This is a genomic window from Butyrivibrio proteoclasticus P6B7, from assembly GCF_000622085.1.
Classification (GTDB): domain Bacteria; phylum Bacillota; class Clostridia; order Lachnospirales; family Lachnospiraceae; genus Butyrivibrio; species Butyrivibrio proteoclasticus_A.
In genome coordinates this window covers 44,380-62,828 of record NZ_JHWL01000022.1, presented here as the reverse complement: position 1 = coordinate 62,828, position 18,449 = coordinate 44,380, and the positions used below count along the sequence as shown (strand labels likewise).

Annotated in this window: 19 protein-coding genes; 14 read left to right on the top strand and 5 right to left on the bottom strand. The window is 40.1% G+C overall.

All coding sequences use genetic code 11. The features are described from left to right. Positions 1 to 41: 41 nt before the first annotated feature. Complete coding sequence (locus tag T541_RS0113090) at positions 42 to 1,361, top strand: ATP-binding protein (RefSeq protein ID WP_026653154.1); 1,320 nt, start codon at positions 42 to 44, stop codon at positions 1,359 to 1,361. Here T541_RS0113090 and T541_RS21160 read toward each other — a convergent pair. Then, positions 1,345 to 1,560 (bottom strand): hypothetical protein, encoded by a 216-nt coding sequence (locus T541_RS21160; protein WP_081779969.1) that lies wholly within the window; start codon positions 1,558 to 1,560, stop codon positions 1,345 to 1,347. The two genes, T541_RS0113090 and T541_RS21160, sit on opposite strands and share 17 nt — an antisense overlap. A gap of 118 nt (positions 1,561 to 1,678) precedes the next feature. On the opposite strand from T541_RS21160, the gene hypA reads away from it, so the two are divergent. Continuing rightward, on the top strand, positions 1,679 to 2,026 hold the full coding sequence (gene hypA, locus T541_RS0113085; protein ID WP_242840785.1) for a hydrogenase maturation nickel metallochaperone HypA: 348 nt from the start codon (positions 1,679 to 1,681) through the stop codon (positions 2,024 to 2,026). A 74-nt stretch (positions 2,027 to 2,100) separates the two neighbouring features. After that, positions 2,101 to 3,360 (top strand): nickel pincer cofactor biosynthesis protein LarC, encoded by a 1,260-nt coding sequence (larC, locus tag T541_RS0113080; protein WP_026653152.1) that lies wholly within the window; start codon positions 2,101 to 2,103, stop codon positions 3,358 to 3,360. 34 nt (positions 3,361 to 3,394) lie between these two features. On the opposite strand, the gene T541_RS0113075 is transcribed toward larC, so the two are convergent. After that, positions 3,395 to 4,645, bottom strand: a complete 1,251-nt coding sequence (locus tag T541_RS0113075) for an extracellular solute-binding protein (RefSeq protein WP_026653151.1) — start codon at positions 4,643 to 4,645, stop codon at positions 3,395 to 3,397. Between the two features lie 194 nt (positions 4,646 to 4,839). Between T541_RS0113075 and T541_RS0113070 the strand changes: the two genes are divergently transcribed. Continuing rightward, entirely contained in the window at positions 4,840 to 6,261 is a 1,422-nt protein-coding gene (locus T541_RS0113070) for a sensor domain-containing diguanylate cyclase (RefSeq protein WP_034467116.1), read from the top strand. A 6-nt stretch (positions 6,262 to 6,267) separates the two neighbouring features. Continuing rightward, positions 6,268 to 8,427, top strand: coding sequence for a sensor domain-containing diguanylate cyclase (locus tag T541_RS20775; protein ID WP_026653149.1), 2,160 nt, complete (start codon positions 6,268 to 6,270; stop codon positions 8,425 to 8,427). Between the two features lie 40 nt (positions 8,428 to 8,467). Here the strand turns inward: T541_RS20775 and pta are convergent, their stop codons facing one another. Beyond that, a complete protein-coding gene (pta, locus tag T541_RS0113060) occupies positions 8,468 to 9,451 on the bottom strand; it encodes a phosphate acetyltransferase (protein WP_026653148.1) in 984 nt (327 codons plus the stop codon). A gap of 253 nt (positions 9,452 to 9,704) precedes the next feature. On the opposite strand from pta, the gene T541_RS0113055 reads away from it, so the two are divergent. After that, positions 9,705 to 9,941, top strand: a complete 237-nt coding sequence (locus T541_RS0113055; protein ID WP_026653147.1) for a hypothetical protein — start codon at positions 9,705 to 9,707, stop codon at positions 9,939 to 9,941. Between the two features lie 8 nt (positions 9,942 to 9,949). Here T541_RS0113055 and T541_RS0113050 read toward each other — a convergent pair whose 3' ends face one another. After that, the gene (locus T541_RS0113050; protein ID WP_278247050.1) at positions 9,950 to 10,567 is read right to left on the bottom strand and encodes a YgjV family protein; all 618 of its coding nucleotides are present in this window, start codon (positions 10,565 to 10,567) and stop codon (positions 9,950 to 9,952) included. A gap of 97 nt (positions 10,568 to 10,664) precedes the next feature. Between T541_RS0113050 and T541_RS0113045 the strand changes: the two genes are divergently transcribed. The 8 genes from T541_RS0113045 (at position 10,665) to T541_RS0113010 (ending at position 17,426) form a co-directional block, all read left to right on the top strand. Next, complete coding sequence (locus T541_RS0113045; RefSeq protein ID WP_026653145.1) at positions 10,665 to 11,306, top strand: phosphoribosyltransferase family protein; 642 nt, start codon at positions 10,665 to 10,667, stop codon at positions 11,304 to 11,306. A 93-nt stretch (positions 11,307 to 11,399) separates the two neighbouring features. Continuing rightward, positions 11,400 to 12,683 carry an aminotransferase gene (locus tag T541_RS0113040; RefSeq protein ID WP_026653144.1) on the top strand — a complete coding sequence of 428 codons (1,284 nt, stop codon included), beginning with the start codon at positions 11,400 to 11,402 and terminating at the stop codon, positions 12,681 to 12,683. A 63-nt stretch (positions 12,684 to 12,746) separates the two neighbouring features. Continuing rightward, positions 12,747 to 13,316: a hypothetical protein gene (locus T541_RS0113035; protein WP_026653143.1), complete on the top strand. Its 570-nt coding sequence runs from the start codon at positions 12,747 to 12,749 to the stop codon at positions 13,314 to 13,316. Between the two features lie 12 nt (positions 13,317 to 13,328). After that, a complete protein-coding gene (locus T541_RS0113030) occupies positions 13,329 to 14,276 on the top strand; it encodes a GTP-binding protein (protein ID WP_026653142.1) in 948 nt (315 codons plus the stop codon). A gap of 14 nt (positions 14,277 to 14,290) precedes the next feature. Beyond that, positions 14,291 to 16,198: a TIM-barrel domain-containing protein gene (locus tag T541_RS19600; protein WP_051538246.1), complete on the top strand. Its 1,908-nt coding sequence runs from the start codon at positions 14,291 to 14,293 to the stop codon at positions 16,196 to 16,198. A gap of 52 nt (positions 16,199 to 16,250) precedes the next feature. After that, the gene (locus T541_RS0113020; RefSeq protein WP_051538245.1) at positions 16,251 to 16,586 is read left to right on the top strand and encodes a DUF1622 domain-containing protein; all 336 of its coding nucleotides are present in this window, start codon (positions 16,251 to 16,253) and stop codon (positions 16,584 to 16,586) included. A gap of 95 nt (positions 16,587 to 16,681) precedes the next feature. After that, the gene (locus T541_RS0113015) at positions 16,682 to 16,966 is read left to right on the top strand and encodes a hypothetical protein (protein ID WP_026653140.1); all 285 of its coding nucleotides are present in this window, start codon (positions 16,682 to 16,684) and stop codon (positions 16,964 to 16,966) included. Positions 16,967 to 17,147: 181 nt separating this feature from the next. Continuing rightward, positions 17,148 to 17,426 (top strand): HU family DNA-binding protein, encoded by a 279-nt coding sequence (locus T541_RS0113010; protein WP_026653139.1) that lies wholly within the window; start codon positions 17,148 to 17,150, stop codon positions 17,424 to 17,426. A 69-nt stretch (positions 17,427 to 17,495) separates the two neighbouring features. Here T541_RS0113010 and T541_RS0113005 read toward each other — a convergent pair whose 3' ends face one another. After that, positions 17,496 to 18,383, bottom strand: a complete 888-nt coding sequence (locus T541_RS0113005; protein WP_026653138.1) for a LacI family DNA-binding transcriptional regulator — start codon at positions 18,381 to 18,383, stop codon at positions 17,496 to 17,498. Positions 18,384 to 18,449: the final 66 nt, after the last annotated feature.

Below are 18,449 nucleotides of genomic sequence, written 5' to 3'. Positions count from 1 at the left end.
ATATAACATATATGGCTTATTTATTAAATAGGAGAATTTATATGGAAAAGATAGTCTCTAAGTTACTCATTTACGGAGAAATACCAGAAAACAGCATTCTGATTCAGCTATCTGAAGTATGTAAAGAATTGCACAGTGGAAAATACGATAAGGAGAATCTTGTAAGCAGAATCAACACGCAGATTAAGAGATTGCTTGAACTTGGAACAGCCAACGCCTTTGATAAGAATCTATGGCACAATTATCTGACATATTTACTGGTGATGGACGAGAATCCATTCACTCTTACCTGTGAAAAGCTTGGAAGCCAGGATGGAAGTGTGAATCATTTTGCCAAAAGTGATTTCCGTCAGTTCAAAGCTCTTTTTGACTATGATTTCTCACCAATTGAGAAGGAGCTTGGAATAGATTGCTTTTCATGTATTACTGATTACAAAGCAATCAAGAAGCCTCTTTTGATGTACAATGCCAATGTTAGCGCCAAGATAAGAGACCTAAGCGAGCAGATAGAGAAGACCACGTCTGATGAGGAATTCTTCCAGGTAATTACAGACTTTTATAAAAAGTTTGGTGTCGGCGCCTTTGGACTTAATAAGGCCTTCAGGATCAAAGAAAAAGAGGACGGTTTAGTGGATTTCATTCCGATAAGCAACATGGATCCTGTGGTCCTGGATGATCTTGTGGGTTATGAGCTGCAAAAAGAGAAGCTGATTGCCAATACGAAAGCTTTTGTAGAAGGTAAAAAAGCTAACAATGTTCTTCTATACGGAGATAGCGGAACTGGCAAATCTACTAGTATCAAGGCTATCGTTAATGAGTTCTACCCTGACGGCCTTCGAATGATAGAGATATACAAGCACCAGTTCAAGAACCTTTCGCAGCTTATTGCCCAGACCAAGAGCAGAAACTACAAGTTTATTATCTATATGGACGATCTTTCTTTTGAGGAGGATGAGTCAGATTACAAGTTCCTCAAGGCAGTAATCGAAGGTGGCGTAGAGACAAAGCCTGATAATATCCTTGTTTACGCCACTTCAAACAGACGTCACCTGATCAAAGAGGTTTGGCAGGATAGAAAGGATGTTGAGCAGGATGGAGACATTCACAGATCAGACACCATGGAAGAGAAGCTATCGCTGGCTAATAGATTTGGCATAAATATCGGATATTTCAAGCCATCAAGACAGGAGTTCCATCAAATTGTTGAGGAACTTGCGAAGAGAAACAATCTTAAAATAGATACGGAAACACTTATCAAAGAGGCTGATAGATGGGAACTTTCCCACGGAGGAATTTCCGGAAGATGTGCACAGCAATTTACGAATTATCTTCTGGGAAAAGAGCTTACGGATCCCACTTAAGGTTAGGACAGCCTGGAGCACACCCTACTAAAGCCTCGTTGCGTACTTCGCATGAAGCATTTCTACATTCTCTGCATTTGAAGGTGTAGTGATAAGAATATCTCTTTTTGCAGGCTTTGCAACAGAAAGGCATGCTACTGTTACGAGCTACAAAAGTACGACCGCATCCTACACATGTTTTTTCGATGTTGTGTGCCATAGAGCCCTCCTATATTCTATTATTACGCTTTTTAGGACATACTCAATTAAATGTTTATTAAATGAAAATAAAAAATTGTGCTAGAATGAATTTAACGCAATTTTTTAGGAGTATCCATATGCATGAGATGAGTTATATCATGAGACTGGCAGCGCTGGCGATAGAGGTAGCGCAGGAAAATAACGCCAAGAGAGTCAGATCGATTGAAGTTGAAGTAGGAAAGACAAGCGGTGTAATGCCATATTATCTTCATAAATACTATCCAGAGGCTACGAAAGGCACATTACTTGAGGGTTCAGAGCTTGTGTGCGTAGAAGTGCCGGTTAAGGCCTTATGTGAAGAGTGCAACAAAGAGTATTTACCATCAAAAGAAAACAGATATCTGTGCCCTCATTGCGGAGGAAGGAAAGCACATATTATCGCAGGAAAGAGCGTTGAGCTAAAGAATGTTACTATCGACGACTGAATCATAGCACATAAAACATATGCAAAATATAACATATATAATCGATATAGGTTATATAACAATTGGAGGTATTTATGAGAACTCTTTTTATAGAGTGTAAGATGGGTGTGGCTGGAGATATGCTTACTGCGGCTCTTTTAGGCCTATTTGAAGATCCGGATAAAATGGTTCGGGAATTGAATGGCCTTGGGGTTCCTAAGGTTACCTATGTCCTTGAAGAAAGTAGGAAGTGTGGCATTGCTGGAAATCATGTCAGAGTCCTTGTTGATGGCAAGGAAGAGGGTGAGCTTTGGGAGGACCACGGAGAACATGAGCACGAACATGAACATAGCCATGACCACGGTCATAGTGAGCATAGCAGTGCTAATAGTGAGCATGATCATAATCACGATCATAGCTTAAATTTCCTGCATGATATCGAAGATATAATTGAGAATTTAAACGTTTCTAAGGATATAAAGAGTGATGTCAGAGAGGTTTATCAGCTTCTGGCAGAGGCAGAGAGCAAGGCTCACAACGAAGAAATCTCTATGATTCATTTCCACGAAGTCGGAGAAATGGATGCAATTGCTGATGTTCTGGCAGTTTGCTACCTGATTCATGAGCTTGACCCGGATAAGATCATTGTTTCGCCTATAAACTATGGTGGAGGAAGTGCTAAGTGCGCTCACGGTATTCTTCCTGTTCCTACTCCGGCGACAGCTCTTTTGCTAAATGGAATTCCAAGCTATGGAAGTGACACGATTAAAACGGAGCTGTGTACGCCAACAGGGGCTGCGCTGGTTAAGTATTTTGCATTTGAGTTCTCCAACCAGCCACAGATGGTGGTTAATAAGATTGGTTATGGCATGGGCAAAAAGGATTTCCCTCAGGCCAATTGTGTACGAGCTCTTTGGGGAGAAGCGCAGGATTCCTCAGAGCAGATAGTGGAGCTTAATTGTAATGTTGATGACATGACGGCTGAGGAAATTGGCTATGCAATGGAAGCTCTTTTTGCAGAGGGGGCCCTTGAGGTCTTCACAACTGCGGTTGGAATGAAGAAGAGTAGGCCGGGAACGCTTATTACTTGCATTTGTAAGCTTGATAAAAGAGATCAGATCATTGAAAAGATATTTGCAAATACCACTACTTTGGGAATCAGAGAAGTTGTATCCAATAGATATGTTCTAGACAGAGAGATCAAGAAGCTTGATACTCCCTATGGAGAAGTGAGAGTAAAAAGATCTTTTGGATACAATGTGGAAAGAACTAAATATGAATACGAGGATCTTGCCGGAATAGCCAGAAGGACAGGCAAATCCTTACAAGAAATAAAAGAAGAGCTTAAGGATTAATAATCCTTAAGCTCTAATAACATGTGTTATTAAATTATTCTTTTACCAGCTCTTTGATGGCCTTGTGGGAGTTTGTGATTGTTGCATCAATGCTCTGTTCATTGTTAATACATTTCATAAGCTCAGCGCCAAATACATCTTCAATCTGGGACCATTTTGTTGTTCTTGGCCTTACACGGGAGTTATTGGTTCCATTATATATTGTCTCAAAAAACGGGTACTGAGTAAGGATGTCCTGATCCCGGAAGACACTTTTTCTTGTAGGGATTCCGCCATAACTAAGAGTTCTTTTTTGAACATCCGCGCTGGTTAAGTATCTAACTAATTCAAGAGCAAGCTCTTTATTGGTTGAATTATCGGAAACGCCAAGTAGCCAGTTGCCAATCTCACCAGTGGCAAAAGCCTCTGTAGATGAGTCTTTTTTGGAAGGAATCTGAGAAATAGCAGCCTTAGAACCTGTGCCAGATATGAACCAAGAAGGCCAGCCCAATCCAATAGCAGCTTCTCCACTGGAAATAGCTTCAACTAAAGAGTCTTTGTTATAGCATTCTCCAGTTTCGTATAACTTACAGTAAAAACTAAGAGCTTCGCGGCTTTCCTTGGAGTCTAAGATAACATTGTCGTAATCATCAAAAATGTCCGCCCCAAAGGCCCAAAGGATAGGGAGAAAATCAGAAACGATGGGATTTCCTGTCTGTCCACGGATAGCATATCCCTTTTTTCCTGCTTCATTAGCCTTCTGACAGTATTCTAAAACATTGTCCCAGCTTGAAAAGTCTGGGTTGGAGCCAATTATATCCTCGTTATAAAAAATAAGCTGAACATTTCCAGAGAAGGGGAGTGCGTATGTGGCGCCAAGGGGATAGGGATCTTTGCCAAGAAGCCTTGATTTTTCCACGAAGTCTTCGTCGTCGATATATCCAAGCTTGGTCAGATTGCATAGCACACCGTTCTCGATATATTCAGGCATTAGAGGATCATCTATCATGATCACATCGTAAAAACCAGTTTCTTTTTGGGAATTTTCCAGGATTTCATCATGAAGTTCATCGCTGTCAAAGGAAGTTATAAAGACCTTACAGTTATTGTCTTCCTCAAATTGTGCAAGAACGCTGCTTATTACATCGGTGTAGGAACCACTGCGGGCAGCGATAGATAAGGTAGGCAGATCTTCTTCATCTGCATAATCTCTGATGCTTTTCTGGGCAGACTTTGAGCATGAGCATAAAACCAATGACATGGCTAATATTGGAATAATAGGTTTTAAAGCTCTTTTTATGCCCATTAGACACCTCCATGAGTAAGAATATTTTACCATATACCGTATATTTTAACGTGGCAAAAAGAATGGCTTTATAAATATTTATGGAAATTGTAATACTATATTCATAAATCAGTCACAACAGTCTGTCTTTTCACGGTTTATTAATGTATAATTAGACATAATAAGGTTTATTGTATTGTTGTGTGGAGAAAAGAATGGCTAGACAGACTTCTGACGGAAAAATTGGATACTCAGCTGTGTCCGAGTTTGGACCATCTGATATTCTCTATATGCTCAAGGATCTTCCTGATGCTTGCTGCATTTTCAAGGTGTTAACAGACCCCTTTGGAACAGTGAAGGATATGCTGTTTCTTTTTGCAAATGAAAAATATGCTTCTCTGGTGGGACGCCCATCTGCAGAGCTTATAGGAAGTACATATTATTCTTCGGTTAGTAACAACGATGAGGACTGGATAAAGTATAGTTATCATGCGGCAATTCTACGCCAGTCCACAATCTCACGAACATACAACACCCAGTTTGACAAGTGGTTTGAGTTCTGGGCAGTCCCAGTTTATCAGAAGGGATTCTGTGCATTTATAATTCACGATGTTACAGCAGCCAAGAAGGATGAGGAAGAGAATGTAAAGACTTCAAACACTAATGACCTGGTCATAGAGTGTGCCAAGGTGCTTTATGCCTCTGATTTTGGAAAAGGAATTAAGAAGGCGCTGAAGCTTATTGGCCAGACCTTTGAAGCTGACAGAGTATTCATTGTAGAGGGTGAAGACGTAAAGCATGGAGAATTCTATGAATGGGTCAGCAGTTCACGACCATCGGAGCTTCCACCCAGAAAGACCATAGAAAAATACAACATCCTTGAGATGTGGAAACAACAGCTAAAAGGTAAGGGCCTGGTAAAGATAGATGATACCTCTAACATGAAGATTTCTAACGAGGAAGCCTATAAAGAAGTCCTGGCGGGCCGAGTTTCACGGTATATTCTGACAGAGCTTAAGGATAAGCAGGATGTTATAGGCTATATGGTTGTTGATAATTATGCGTTGGATCTTAGGCTGGATGTTGAGGAAATGATAAAAACAGTTGCTATTTTTTTGGCAGCTGAGATTAGAAATAATAACCTTAGTAACGAGATGATGTACCTTGGAAGTCATGATGCGCTTACAGGTCTGGGCAATAGATATTCCCTGAATCAGACGTTAGGTCTTTTATCTAACATGTCCATTTGCGCAGGAGTTTGTTATTCAGATATCAACGGACTTAAGACAATCAACGATGAACAGGGGCATGTAGCTGGAGATTCGTATATTAAAGAAGCTGCAGAGCTGTTTTCTTCAATCTTTAAGGGAAAGTTCTGCTACAGAATTGGTGGCGATGAATTTATAGCAATAGTTCCTGAGATTGAGGAAGATAAGTTTGATGGCTTGGTAAAAAAGCTAAGAGGAAAAACGAAACAGGTGTCGTTATCTATTGGTTCTGTGTGGATTAAGGACTCAAAAGACATAAATAAGGCAATAAAGAAGGCTGACGAAGAGATGTACAGGGATAAGACGATCTACTATCAGGATCATGAGAGGCGTCATAAGAAAAGTAATCCATTAAAAGGGAGTAAGTAGTAGTACATGTCAGAAGTAGAAACTAATAGTCGATATTCAGAAAGTGATTTTTCTGAACTAAATGACAGGTTTCCAGTCGCTGTCCTTATTTGCAAGGGAGGGCGCTTTTGGTGTGACTATGCTTCTAAGGATTTCATTGATGAAATAAGATCTATTGGTTTTAAGAGTCTTTCTGAAACAGAAGAATACTTTAATAGGCATGATACAGGTATCTATGAGGGACTTCTTGCGTTTGCGAAAGAGTGTGTTTCTTCAGGACAGGTTGAAGAAAAAGAGTTTGTTAATAACGGTGCATACTGTTGCCTCAAAATGAGATGTTGGATACCTGAAGAAGATAAGGAGCAGATAATCTGCAAGCTCTTATTACGCAATATGTCTAATAATTCTTTGTCTGAAAAAGTGTCAGAGCTTGATAAGTATTTAAGATATCTATATTCTTTCTATGATAATATCTGTACAATTGATGAGGACTTCAAGGAAATAAAGGCTTTATACAATAACGAGCGTTATGGAAAGGCTGATAAAAAAGACTTCGTTGATTTTGCAGATTTTACCAGTTTCTATGCAGAAAACTATATTCATCCGGATTCCAGGCAGATATTTATCGATTATTATTCCATTGATAGTATCAACCATCTATTTTCTGTTGAAAAAAATAATTTCCTGATCGCCTATTACAAAACAATTATGCCTGATGGAGCAGATGAGTGGAAGGCTTATCTCTTGCTAAGACGCATTATAGAAGGCAAGATGGTCTACTTTTTCTGTGTAAGAAGCGTTTGTACAGCGACTGAGCACATTCTTATTAAGGATGACTATGTTCAGCTGTTTAATAAGCTTCCTGTAGCATATTCTGTATTCCGCGTTGTTCTTGATGAGAATGAGCAGGTTTCGGATATCTATTGCATGTATGCAAGCGACCTGGTTTCAAAGGTAATGGAGCTGGATGAGGAAGTTCTTTTTGGAAAATCAATTATGTCTACCTTTAAGACCAAGAAGGAATTTTGGTGCGACATTCTTAAAGATGCTGCCTACAATGGTAAGAAGAGTAAGGAGACTATCTATATTCCTCACACAGGAAAATGGATTTCAGTAATTGTAGATCAGGCCGCAAGTAAAGGAAAAGTTGCAATAATTTTCGAGGATGTCACAAAAGAAAGAATGACATCTGAAAGGCTGGGCAGAGAGTGGCGTACAGATGACCTTATCATTAACTGTACGAAGCTTTTACACAGTGGAATGCCTTATGAGGAATCAATACAATCTCTTTTACAGACTGTCGGCGAAGCTATTGGTGGAGAGAGGCTTTACATTGTTGAAACTACTGATGGAGAGCACTTTAGTCAGACCTTTGAGTGGTGCGATGAAGGTGTTGAGACCAATATTGATAAATTCCAGAATCTTACCAGAGAGAATATGATCAACTGGGAAGATGAGTTTATTGGTGCTTTTAATATTATCATTGATAACCTTGAGAATCTGAAGGATAGCCATCCTAGAATGTATAGAATTCTTTCAGAATACAATATCAAAAACCTTGTAGAGGTGCCTATTTATGACGAGGGTCAGTTGATGGGCTATCTGGGTGCCACTTTACATAAGACAAATATTGGCTTTGATATCAGACAGCTGGTGGAGACCATTTCTTATTTCCTTTCATCTGTCATTAGTCGTAAAAGACTTTTGGATGAGCTTGAGGAAAAGAGTGTATATGACAGTCTCTGCGGCGTAAAGAACAGAAATGCCATGGAGCTTGTGGTGAAGAGGCTAAAAGAAAGACATTCAGAAGTTGGTATAATGTTTGCGGATGCAAATGGACTGAAACATGTAAATGATACTCAGGGTCATGAAGCAGGCGACAGGCTGTTAAAGCGTCTTAGCAAGATGCTGGAAAACGCCTTTGGAAAAGATTATGTATATCGTGCTGGTGGCGATGAATTCGTGGTTATAGCTACTAGATACGACAAGGATACGTTTGAAAAGATGTGTCTTGACGTAAGACAGCAGTTTGAAGATGCCGACGGTATTTCTGTTGCCACAGGCTGGGCCTGGTCATCATCCTCGGTAAACATTGAAGAGGTTACCAAGGAAGCAGATAAGGCCATGTATGAAGATAAGGCCAATTATTATAGGAAAAATAATAGAAGACGTGAAAGAAGCTCCTGATGAACAGGAGCTTCTTTTATCAATAACATATGTAATTAAATTACGCAAGAGCTGCAGTGATGATAGACATTGAGTAAACCTCAATAGCGTTGCATCCACGAGAAAGGTCATTGATTGGAGCATTAAGACCAAGAAGAATAGGGCCATATGCTTCAAAGTTACCCATTCTCTGAGCAATCTTGTATCCAAGGTTACCAGCGTTAATGTCTGGGAAGATAAATGTATTAGCATGTCCGGCAACAGCTGAACCAGGAGCCTTCTGCTTAGCTACCTTTGGAGAAACAGCTGCGTCAAACTGTAATTCGCCATCGATTGGGATATCAGGATATCTCTCCTGAGCCTTCTTAGTTGCGTTCTGCATCTTTGTTACTGTGTCGTCCTTAGCAGATCCCTTTGTAGAGAATGAAAGGAAAGCAACCTTAGGATCTACGCCAAATCTTCTAGCGCATCCAACAGTCTCGCCACAGATCTCAACAAGCTCATCCTCGTTAGGATTGATGTTGATACCACAGTCAGCCATTGCAATAACCTCGTTCTCGCCTGTAGCTGCAGGACGAACAAGGATAAAGCATGAAGAAACGATAGAGTTCTCAGGCTTTGTCTTGATGATCTGAAGAGCTGGTCTTACAGTATCAGCTGTTGAATATGTTGCTCCTCCGAGAAGACAGTCGCCAAGCCCCATCTTTACAAGCATTGTTCCAAAATAGTTAGTCTGCTTAAGAATAGGAATAGCCTTCTCAGGAGTCATTCCCTTGCTCTTTCTTAATTCGCAGAACTGCTCAACCATCTCATCGAACTTTTCGAAGTTCTCAGGGTCGATAATCTTAGCACCTCTGATGTTGTATCCAGCAGACTCTGCTGATTTAATAATCTCTTCCTCGTTACCTAAGAGAATTGGTTTAATAAAGTTTCCAGCCAGAAGTCTTGAAGCTGCCTCAAGAATTCTTGGGTCAGATCCCTCTGGGAAAACGATAGTCTTTGGGTTAGCCTTAAGCTTTTCAATCATATCACCAAATCCGTACATTTATTTATCCTCCTTTTTATCGGGTTTAATCTATGTAAGCGCATACATTTCTTAAGCGCAATTGGGATTATAGTCCTTATAAAATCAAAAAAACTTGATTTCAGTCAAAAATAGTGAAAAATATAGTGATAATTCCCAAAAAACATTGATTATTTTTTAACTATATTATATACTTTGACTATTTTTTAACTATAATAATCCAATCTGATTTGTGTTAGAATACTCTTATTATAACTGAAAGGAACGCTAACTTATGAATATGAATCCAATGATGCTTATGCAATTACAGCAAAGGCTTGGCCTTTTTCAGCAGGATCATCCCAAGGTAATGCCATTTTTCCAGGCTGTAGCAGCTAATGCTCTTGAAGAGGGCACTATCTGTGAGATGAAAGTCGTTACTCCAGAAGGCAAGACACTGGAATCCAATGTTAAGCTTACTGCTAATGATATCGAGACCCTTAAGATGCTTCACGATATCAACAAGCCTTGATAAGACAATTATAGCTCTTTTTCATAAAAACCGCCCTTGTCCACAAAGCCAACATGTGAAAGGTAAGCTTTGTGGTTGAGGTCGGAGCCTTTGTAAATAACCTTGCTTATTCCTTCCTGGGCAAGCTTTTCATATAAGAACTTTCCGATTGAAAAGTCCCTGTATTCTGGGATTGAATAGTCTAATAACAGTTCAAGATTCTTATCTTCTTTTTTTCCTACAGCAATTCCAACTGGTTTTCCATTATTGCAGATCATATAAGAAGCGTTAGCGCTATCAAAGTTTGTGTCAATTCCAGGGAAACATTTCTCGATGTCCTGACGATAGAGATCAACAAGATAGTTAAAAAGAGATCCGCGGTCATCAGTTTTAACAAAATCGTAGCTAACCTTGGTATTACTGAGTTTGATAAGGTAGTAAATGTTGATAAGCACAAGGCAAAGATTCATAAGAGCTGTTGGATATGAGTGGATAATAAACGCATAGATTGTGAAAATTGTGCTTCCGATGGTGTTAACTATTCTAAGCTTAACAACTGATACCATTAAGAATGATACCAGCACCAGAGCAGAGCCCAGATATCCAAAGGCTTCAATAAGTGTTGATGTGTTCATAAGTACCTCCAAAAACAAGAATAAACTTAATATTGTATCTTAATACACAATTAATGGTATTATTAATATGTATCTATTGTCTAGCGTAAATGCTTTAGGAGGGTAAAAAATGCAGGATTACCAAAAGCTCCAATACTCTAGAAACAGCAACGTAATAATGAGATATACCAAAGGACATTTTATTACTCCACATTCACATGTCAACTACTATATTGATATGTGCGATGCCAAGGCAAGAATGAAGGAAGCAAGAGCAGCCGGCGAGTCATTGGCTGAGATGTATATGTCTTCAGACGTTATTGATACTATTTTGTGTCTGAATGGCACAGAGGTTGTGGGCTCTTATATGGCTGACAAGCTCACTGAAGCAGGAATTCTTTCCATGAATTCCCATAAGACAATGTATATTACAGGACCTGAGTACACAGGTGATGGCCAGATCCTTTTTAGAGAGAGCAATCAGCATATGATAAGGGGTAAAAAAGTCCTTATCCTTATTGATTCTGCTACTACAGGCGGAACTTTAAGAAGTGCTCTTGAATCAGTAAGATTTTACCAGGGCGAGATCGTGGGAATTTCTGCGATTTTCTCAGTGGCTACACAGATTGAAAATATTCCGATCAGAGCTCTTTTTACAATGAGAGATCTTCCGGATTATGCTAGCTATGCTCAGGATTCATGCCCACTTTGCAGAGAGGCAGTTAAGATAGATGCCATCTGTAATGGCTTTGGTTATTCAACATTTCAATAATTATGCAAAAAAGCCTTTTCTTTTGAGAAAGATGTGGTAATGTATTTAGAAGAAACTAAATAAAAATAAGTAGTAAGTGCAGGGGAATTTATTATGAAAAAATACAGCGAAATGACTGCTGAAGAGCTTATTGCTGAAAAGACCAAGCTTTCTCAGGAGTACAAACAGTGGCAGGCCAAGGGACTTAAGTTTGACATGAGTAGAGGCAAGCCCTCAATTGAGCAGTTGAACCTTTCAATGCCTATCTTCGATATCCTTGATGGCAAATCACTTATGAAGTGCATGAATGGTGTAGAGACCAGAAACTATGGTTGCCTTGAGGGAATCGTAGAAGCACAGCACCTGATGGCTGAGATTATGGATTGTCAGCCAGAGCAGGTTATCGTATGTGGTAACTCATCTCTTAATATCATGTTTGATACTGTTGCCCGTGGCTACATGTTTGGCTTTGGCGGCTGCACTCCATGGTGCAAGCTGGACAAGGTTAAGTGGCTTTGCCCTGTTCCGGGTTATGACAGACATTTCGCTATTACTCAGCATTTCGGCTTCGAAATGATAAATATTCCTATGTTGGAAGATGGTCCGGATATGGACATGATCGAGGATCTTGTTTCTAAGGACGATTCCATCAAGGGTATCTGGTGTGTTCCTAAGTATTCTAATCCTCAGGGAATTGTTTATTCTGATGAGGTTGTTCGCAGAATGGCTAATCTTAAGCCTGCTGCTAAGGATTTCAGAGTATTCTGGGATAATGCCTACGCTGTTCACCATCTGTACAAGGAGAAGTGCAAGATTCTCAATATTCTTCACGAGTGTGAAGAGGCAGATAACCCTAGCCTTGCATTTATGTTTGCTTCTACTTCAAAGATTACCTTTGCAGGTGGAGGAATTGCAGCTATTGCCTGCAATAACTTAAACCGTCAGGAGCTCAAGAAGACTCTGACTGTTCAGACAATTGGTTTTGATAAGATCAATATGCTCAGACATGCCCGCTACTTTATGGACGTTGAGTCTGTAGAAGAGCACATGAAGAAGCATGCTAAGATCTTAAGACCTAAATTTGAGCTTGTTATAAGCACTATGGAGAGAGATTTGGCGCCAGCAGGCTGCGGATCATGGATCTCACCTAAGGGTGGCTACTTCATAACTTATGATGCACCTAAGGGTACAGCTTCACGTATCGTAGAGCTTGCTAGAGAGGCAGGAGTTATCCTTACTCCAGCTGGAGCACCATTCCCTTATCATATGGACCCTAATGACTCAGTAATAAGATTTGCACCATCATTACCTCCAATCTCAGAGTTGGAGCAGGCCGCAGATATATTTACCGTTTGTGCAAGGATTGCGTATATTGAAAGGCTTCAATATTCTAAGTAAAGTATGAAAAAACATCCGATTTATTATAGTTTAGTAGTTTTAACAGTGATTTTGGGAGGGTTATTGTGGTACTACAATGACCCTATTTTTGATGGAAAGAGCAAGGACGCAGCTTTGGATAGTACTAGCTCTTTTCTTGACGAAGAATTTTCCAAAGAGGCGGAGGCCATTCTGGAATCAGCGTTATTCAAGTCTTCCGAAGACGTGACAGTTATTACTGGTGAGGACGAGGATGAGCTTGTTATCGAAGTGATTTCTGCAGATGGCGGTGAAAAGAACTATACCTTTGTTTATTACGACGAGACATTTTCTGCTATTTATACCCCAGATCACTGGAAGATTATCGATTCTTATAAAATAACAAGTGCTTCTGATATGGAAGTGATCTGTCAGGCTCTGATAGACATTCACCCTGTTCATGGAGCTGATATGGTTAGCTACAGATCAGCCGATGATATGGCCTATGAATGGCTTCAGCACAATGTGGCCTATGAGTATCTTCCAGAAGACAACGCTTGGCGCGCAAAATGTAAGGACGTGGATTTTAACCCTGAGGATCAGGGCAAGACCTTCTATGAAATCTATGAAGAAAGAACTGGTGAGGAGTTCGACTTTAGTTTATTTGTAAATTAAAGGATATATAGAATGATAAAAGTTGACCTTGTGACTGGCTTTTTGGGGGCTGGTAAGACAACATTTATAAAAGAGTATGCTAAATTCCTGAAGGATTGTGGAGAAAAGATCTGCATAGTTGAGAACGATTACGGTGCTGTCAATGTTGATATGGTTCTTTTACAGAATCTGCTTGATGATAACTGTAATCTGGAGATGGTTGTAGGCGGAGATGGCAAAGATGCTCATCAAAGGCGCCTTAGGACCAAGCTCATATCGATAGGTATGAGTGGCTATGACAGAGTGATAATCGAACCTTCGGGAATTTTTGATATGGATGAATTCTTTGACATTCTCCACGATGAGCCACTGGACAGGTGGTATGAGGTGGGCAGTGTCATTGCTGTTGTGGATGCGACCTCTTGTCTGGAGGTCTCAGGAACCTCTGAGTACGTTTTTATGTCTGAAGTAGCTTACGCTGGCAAGATTATTCTTAGCAAAAGCGAAAATGCAGATTCTGACAAGATCTGTGAGCATATCAATTCGGTCATGGAAAAATATGACTGTAAATCAAGATTTGATGCTCATCAGGATTTCTTTTCCAATAAAATCAATGAATTTAATGAAGACGACTTTAAGAAGATTCTGGACGCCGGCTACAGAAAGGCTTCCTTCGTTAAGCTCCCTGTAGAAGAGGACGCCTATGATTCTCTTTTCTATTTTGATGTGGAGATTGGCACAGCCAGATTACAGGAAATCGTAAAAGAGCTATTTGCAAAGCCTGAAGTTGGAAGAGTGAGGCGAGTAAAGGGAGCTATAAATACTGACCAGGGCCAGATTGAAATTAACGCCACCAAAGAAATCACCAATATCACGCCGTTAAAGAGTGAAAAGAGTATATTGATAGTGATTGGAGAAAAATTAAATAAAGATTATATAAACAGCCTATTCGCTGATTATTGCTCAGTTGTAAGTTTATAAGGGAGAAAGAGGATATGATCAAAAGGTATAAAATAGGGAATCCAATTCCAACAGATTCAGTGGTAAAAGAAATTGAGATAGAGCAGGGAAACATCCCTTTTTGGAATGTTGACCAGAATGGTAAATCTATTTTTTGTTCTCTTGATGAGGATGAAGTTGTATATGGACTTGGAGAAACAATCAGAGGAATTAATAAAAGAGGATGGATCTATGTGAGCAATTGTTCAGATGATCCAAATCATACTGAGGATAAGAGATCTCTTTATGCTGCTCAGAATTTCTATGTTATATACAGTGCCAACAAGAGCCTTGGTATGTATGTTGATACTCCTGGAAAAGTCACATTTGATATTGGATATAGTGATCATGACACTTTCAAGATTACGTTTGATGATTTTGATGCGAACATATATGTAATTGAAGGAAATGGCGTAAAAGAGATTATCAAAGAATTCAGAGAGCTGATTGGCAGAAGCTATGTTGCTCCAAAGTGGGCCTTTGGTTTTGGACAGAGCAGATGGAGCTACATGAACGAGGACGAAGTTAGAGAAGTTCTTTCTGAGTATGAGAAGTGTGATATTCCAATAGACAGTATCTATCTTGACATTGATTATATGGAAAGATATAAGGACTTCACGATAGATAACGACCGTTTTCCTAAATTCCCAGAATTTGTCAGTGAGATGAAGGCTAAGGATGTTCATCTTGTTCCAATTATAGATGCCGGAGTTAAGATTGAAGACGGCTATGATGTATACGAAGAAGGCGTTAAGAACGACTACTTCGTTAAGAAAGAAGATGGAGAGCGCCTGGTTGCGGCTGTTTGGCCTGGCAAGGTACATTTCCCGGATTTCCTTGATGAAAATGCAAGAAAATGGTTTGGCCTTAAGTATAAGAGGCTTGTGGATATGGGAATTGACGGCTTCTGGAATGATATGAATGAGCCTGCTATTTTCTACACAGAGGATCATTTACAGGAAGTTTTCCAGAAAATCAAGTGCTACGAGAATCAGAATCTTGATATTAACAGCTTTTTTGACTTCAGAGGCTGTGTAGAGTCCATCAGTAATAACGATGAGGATTACAGAAGATTCTATCACAATTACAAGGGCCAGAAGATCAGGCACGACAAGGTCCACAACCTCTACGGCTACAACATGACAAGGGCTGCGGGTGAGGCCTTTAAGGAAATCGCTCCAGATAAGGAAATCCTCATGTTCTCAAGATCTTCTTATATAGGAATGCACAGATACGGCGGTGTTTGGTGCGGAGATAACAAATCTTGGTGGAGTCATCTTCTTCTTAATATTCAGCAGATGCCGGGACTTAACATGTGCGGATTCCTTTATTCTGGCGCAGATGTTGGCGGATTTGGCGCTGACGTTACAGAAGATCTGATGCTTAGATGGGTGGCCTTTGCAATATTCACACCATTGTTCAGAAATCACTCAGCTATGGGCACCAGAAGGCAGGAATTCTACAGATTTAAGAATAAAGAGGCCTTTAAGAATCTGGTGGAGCTTAGATATTCACTGATTCCTTACCTGTACGAGCAGTATCTTGAGGCCATTAATGGCAATAAGCTCTTGTTTACACCTCTTTCCTTTGAGTATCCAGAGGATAAAAGAGCTTTTGAAGCAGAGGATCAGCTCTTTGTGGGCGACAGCATAATGGTGGCACCTGTTTACAAGCAGAATACAACAGGTAGATATGTCTATCTTCCAGAGGAGATGAAGCTCTTTAGATTCAGGTCTTTTGAGGACTATGATGAAGAAGTCCTTGGAAAGGGCGATCACTACGTGAAGTGCGGATTAAATGAAGTCCTTATTTTTGTGAGAAAGGGCTGCGAACTTCCACTTTACAAGCCTGCTAAGAGAGTAGCTCTTTTGGATAAAGAACCAGCCAAGACAATCAGTTTTTGATGTACAATAAATATGTAGGGATAACTTTGTTTTAGCAAAGGAGGCCGGGAATATGGAGTCGATGTATCAAGGGGCAGAAGGGATGCTTCGGTATCTCGTTGAATTTTCAACGCTACTACTAGAGCTATTTGGTATCTGTATTTTGGTATTTACTGCGGTCAAGAGCTTTATCTTTTGGCTTAAGAAGGATGATTCCATCAGACTGCAGCTGGCGCAGGGAATTGCGCTGGCGCTGGAGTTTAAGCTTGGAGGAGAGGTTCTAAGGACTGTTGTGGTGCGAGAATGGGCAGAACTAGGCATTCTTGGCGCCATCATAATCCTAAGAGCCATGCTGACCTTCCTTATTCACTGGGAAATCAAGAACGAGAAAAAAGAGCTTGCAAAATAGAACAAACGTTCATATAATGATATTACATCGAACAGATGTTTATCGCCATAGGGACATCTGATTTGAGGAATATCGATGTAGAATGGTTTGTTGATATGAGTAGGATTATTGATAATGTAGATGTTATATGCGAGCACAAGGCAGACGGAAGCGTTATTCCTATGCGGTTTCGGCTGATGAACGAAGACGGCATTTATGAGGCTTACACCATCAAAGGGTATAGACAGATCTTTCGCAAGGAATGCTACACAACCCCAGATGGAGTCACGGTTTGCAGCAAGGATAAGGTGTACGAGTGCAGAGTGCTTATTCTTGACCTGTATAGGACGGTCCGACTGTACTTCAACACTGATAAATGCTCCTGGAGGATCGCGATTTAGGTTCATTTACTGGGTTAACAGCATGTTTTTTTAAATAATCCCACAAATATGGGAAGAAATGTTCATTTTTTGACGAGAAAGTGGTTGACACAAGGTTTTAAGTGGTATACGCTTTAATAGTAGTTTATTGTTCGTTAAAACAATAAAGTGTTTTCAAAAAACTTATGAGGAGGTTCAGAGAATGAACAAAACAGAATTAGTAGAAGCTATCGCAAAGCAGACTGGCCTTACAAAGGCTGCATCAGAGAAGGCTGTTAAGGCTTTCACAGAGACAGTTACTAAGGAGCTCAAGAAGAAGGGCAAAGTTCAGCTTGTTGGATTCGGAACATTCGAGACTGCTAAGAGAGCAGCTAGAACAGGTAAGAACCCTCAGACTGGCGCAGCTATCAAGATTCCTGCAGCTACAGTTCCTAAGTTTAAGGCTGGTAAGGCTCTTAAGGACGCTGTTAATAAGAAATAATTAAAACAAATAATTAGCCGGGGTGTATATTTAATATGCACCCTGGCTTTTTTGTTGCCCTTAATTTCATTAAATCTTGTATTCATGCTTGATATCAAATTTTCTTTCGAGAGCATTCATCATAATGCTCATGGCCAGATTGGCCTTTTTCTCCAGATCATTGTGTATAGATCTAAGGCCCACACCATAGGGCTGATCATTGTCATCCCCCGATATAACGAGAATATTGTCAGCTGGCGCATATTGCAAAAGAGCTGTACCTAAAAATGTACCCAGAGCCAGGAGCTTTTTGTTCTTTAAGGATGATAGCTCTTTTTTATTAAGCTCTGAAAAGATCAGGGCCCTTCCTTTTGGAACCGCTGATGAAATGTAGGTCTGATAGCCTTCATTGTGGTATTTGTCAGTTACCAGATAGAAATCCTTGCCTAAAGTGTCGCCGGCCTTATTTACAAGCTTCTCAATATCAGAGTGGATCTGGTAAAAGAGAAAGTCGTTGATCATCATATCAAGGCAGAGCACAGGAACGTAGTAGCTTCCAGAGATCTTCTTGAAATCATGCTCCTTAAGATCTATGGCGATGATGCCGTCTAACCCTTGAATTGGCTCGTATTCCTCAAGATCGGGCTCAATAGGAAGAAGGAGGCAGTTAAACTTCATTCTTCCGAACCTTTCTGCCAGCAGGTTAACAAGATTCATGATCTCGATATTCCTGGAGGGAGTAAGGGAATCCAGGCTATAGATAATGCCAAGAGAATAGGAATTCTTCTGGCTTCCTGTATTCTTATATTTCTCTGGAATGCTGTAATTAAGAAGATTGGCCACCTGAAGAACTTTTTTCCTGGTAGCTTCGCTTATCTTGGTGCCTTCCTTATCGTTTAATACATATGAAACTGTAGCCACTGAAACTTCAGCCTTTTTGGCGATATCTCTTACTGTTGCCTTCTTTTCCTGTGCCATGGTGTCTATCCTCGCTTGGGTTAACATGTTAACCTAATGGTATCAGAATTATCGGATGTTGACAAG